Raw genomic sequence first — 3785 nt, 5'->3', positions numbered from 1 at the left:
CGTCGGATTGATGCGTTCACCAATGACCTGGAACGGGCCGTCCAGGGTGATTTCCACGACGCTCCGTTCGGATGCCAGGGCGCGCTTTTTCACTGCCGATACAGGCTGGGGCCGCATATCCCGGACGGCATCATGGAGGGCCCGGATATGATCCACCGTCGTGCCACAGCAGCCACCGATGATGCGGGCGCCGGCTTCGACGAGCAGGCGGGCATCACGGGCAAATTCTTCCGGCGTCGTCTGATAGACCGTTTTCCCATCGACGATTTCCGGAAGGCCCGCATTGGGCTTGGCTATGAGCGGCACCGTCGCGTAGCGGTACATGGCCCGGATCCGTTCCACCATATCCAGCGGGCCGGTGGAACAATTGGTGCCAATAGCATCGACGCCCAGTTCCTGCAGGACGACGACGGCCGCTTCCGGCGGCGTCCCATAGAGCGTCCGGCCGTCTGCTTCAAAGGTGAGAGTTGCCATGACAGGAAGGTCACATACTTCACGGATAGCCAGTACGGCAGCCCGCGTTTCCTGCAGGCTCATCATCGTTTCGACGATGAATACATCACAGCCCGCTTCATATAAGGCGCGGGCCTGTTCTTTATATACGTCAACCAATTCTTCAAAAGTCAGCGTTCCCATGGGATAGAGCTGCTGGCCGGTCATGGTCATGTCGCCGGCGACCAGGGCCTTGTCCCCTACGGCTTCTTTGGATAGCTGCACCAGCCGGGTATTAATTTCTATCAGCCGGTCTTCCAGGCCGTATTCGGCCAGCTTGATGCGGTTGCCCGTAAAAGTCGGCGCATAGACCAGGCGGGAACCGGCCTCTACGAACTGGCGCTGCAGGTCCTGTATGGCCTGCGGATGTTCCATAATCCATAGTTCCGGGCAGACGCCGACGGGCATGCCGGCTTTCTGCAGGTTGGTACCAGTGGCACCGTCAAGGATAAAAGCACCTTGTTCCAATAACTGTCTGAATTCATCTCGTGTCATCATCTATCTCCCCATATCTATCATATCGTTCCATCGGTAAAATCCATATGCTGTATGTATAATGATTGGAAATCCGCCGTATTTCCCAGGACGACTTCCCTTCCCTTCTGAATGAACGATGTCATCCGTTCTACGGCTCTGCCATCGGTCAGGGCCTGTACGGCCCCCAGCAGAGACGTATTGCCGGCAGCACGGGTCCTGGCTGCCCACGACGGCGGGATGAGTCCCATAGAGGCGGCTGATTCCGGCTTAAGATAATAGCCGAATCCGCCGGCCAGCCAGATTGTCTTCACATCGTCTTCGCGCAGGCCGGCTGTCTTAAGAAGGACGGATATACCGGCCCGGATAGCGCTTTTTGCCATCTGTATCTGGCGGATATCACGCTGGGTCAGCACGACAGGCGTGCCGTCTGCTCCCTGAGCCAGAGGAAATCCCTCTGTAAACCACGGCTCCCGGAGCGTCCCGTGCCGGTCCACGATTCCATGCTCTACCATGCCTGCCATGGCTTCTATCACGCCGGTACCACACAGTCCACGGGGGGAAATATCGCCGATCGTACGGACTACCGGTCCGGATTCATTCCATGTCACACTGCAGACAGCTCCGGGAACGCTGCTCATGCCACAGCGCAGCTGTCCGCCTTCAAGGGCCGGCCCGGCTGCCGTGGAAGCGACAAAAATGCCATCGCCATTTCCCAGTGCCATTTCCCCGTTGGTCCCCAAATCGAGGAACAGGCTGTTCGTATCGCTCTGGTCCATAGAACAGGCAATGAGCCCCGAGGCAATATCGGCCCCCACATAGGTACTAAAGCCGGGAAGTATGGTAAGCATACAGGAATCGGGAAGTACCCTGCCAAATAGTTCCGCTGCCGGCAGGGTGACTCCTCCTAGCGATACGGGCTGGAACGGCCAGCTTCCCAGCCCCTTACAGGACCATCCCATGAGGAGATGCTCCATGGTCGTATTCCCGGCCAGGGTCATGCGCCGCAGCTGCTGCCTCATTCCGGGATACGGAGCCAGCAGCTTATGCAGCACTTCTTCTATGCTGTCCATAGCCAGCTTCTGCAACTCGTCAGCCTGTCCGTCACAAGCGGCAGCAATGCGGCTGACAACGTCGGCACCAAAAGTGCGCTGGCGGTTAACGGCGCTTGCCGAATCCAGTACAGTCCCATCGGAAAGGGATACGAGTGATGAGGCTATGGTCGTCGAACCGAGGTCAACGGCCAGGCCATAGTCTCCGCTGGTCCGGACGGCAGCGGCCGCCTTCTCCTGATGGAGGCCGGTCATCTGTCCTTCCCGATGTACGGGCAGCCGCACCCGGACCGGTGCGGCAGGAACGGCCTGACAAGCCAGGCGCCAGCCGTCTTTCAGCTCTTCTCCGGAATAAAAATTCCGGTCGGCCGGCGTGACGGGAAGATCCCCTTCGACGAGCTGGATACCACAGCGCCCGCACGTGCCCTTGCCACCGCACAGGGCAGGAAGCTCTCCCTGCCCACGCAGGGAAACGGCCAGATTCTGTCCGGCAGGACAGGTGTATTCCTGAAAGGCCGGACTGGCAGAAACAACGGTTTCTGTTCCGTACGGCTGTTGCCGGAGCCGGCAGTCCCTGTGGGCGCACTGCCGGCAGTCATGGCCGGCATGGAATTCTTCAGGGTCCGGGCTCACGGAAAAAACAAGACTCAGCGACTTTTCCGGAACGACCATATAGTCCGGCGTCATGGTCAGTCCCAGCGTACGCCGGGCAGCCAGGCAGTCATAGGCACGCTGCTGCCACGGGAGTGGCAGGTCCGTCCCGATTTCATACCGCCGGGAGATGCCACACCCTTTTTCCCGGCAAAAAGACCGGAGAGCCTGCTGCAGTTCTTCTTCAAAGGAAAACAGGCTGCTGTCTGCCATGGTGTTTAAAAGAAGAGCCGCTGCGGCATCGCCCTCTTCGCGAAGGCGGCCGGTATACGCCGTAATGGCTCCTCCCAGCGTCATCATGGCATATATCCAGGTTTTACCCTCATCCTCTTTCATGGCAAAGGCCCCTTTGGGACGGATGATGCGGCGCAGGACCGGTATTCGTTCCATTACATCTTTTTTTGTCCGGTCCCAGGCATCACTGCCTGACCGGCATCCCAGGAGACGCAATGTCTGGTCCGGGTTGAACCGGGTCGTATGCCCTGTAATAATGCGGATATCGCTCATGGTCCTGCTCCCTTTCATTAGTATCACATTCTATAGGATATGTTCTCTCTATCATATACTGAATACGACTCTTACACAAGAGATTTCTAAAACCATACAGGAAAAAGCCGTACAGGCAGGAGTCGTCTGTACGGCCTTTCCATTGGGATATGGGAGATAAAGGTATATGAAACTGAAAGCGTCATGCCTTGGGCTGCAAGACCCTTTCAGCGCGGGTATCATGAGTTTTCCCCTCGGTGCTATTAAAAAAGCCTTCTCGTTCCCATCAGGAAGAGAAGGCTTCATTGCCCCGGATATATCATTCATGAGGATCAACTCATAGCCATATAATATCACCATATATAAAATATGTCAATTGTTTTTATTAAATTGTTTACATATGAGACAATATATATTAAAAATCATTACATTTCCATCAAGTATATCCTTTATTTTTCAAGCAGAAAAGCCCGGTCTGCCGAAGGAGAAGGCAGTCAGTCAGGCTTTTCCTGTGATATAGGGTTAGATAGGTATCAATATTATGTAGACGGCCGGTGAGACGTTTCATCGTTTTCTTTTGATGATACATCCGATGATTCTTCCGGTTTCGTCTGTGACGTATCGGTCTGT

At 55.8% G+C, this 3785-nt stretch carries 2 protein-coding genes; both read right to left on the bottom strand.

Going from position 1 to position 3785, the window contains the following annotated elements:
* On the bottom strand, positions 1–990 hold a 990-nt coding region (locus DBO31_RS08280; RefSeq protein ID WP_234995446.1), incomplete at its 3' end, for a homocysteine S-methyltransferase family protein.
* Between the two features lie 17 nt (positions 991–1007).
* A complete protein-coding gene (locus DBO31_RS08275; RefSeq protein WP_159897817.1) occupies positions 1008–3176 on the bottom strand; it encodes an ASKHA domain-containing protein in 2169 nt (722 codons plus the stop codon).
* Between the last annotated feature and the right edge of the window lie 609 nt (positions 3177–3785).

It is taken from the genome of Megasphaera sp. DJF_B143 (assembly GCF_900320625.1).
Taxonomy (GTDB): Bacteria; Bacillota; Negativicutes; order Veillonellales; family Megasphaeraceae; genus Megasphaera; species Megasphaera hexanoica.
This window is presented reverse-complemented; position numbering and strand designations above follow the sequence as displayed.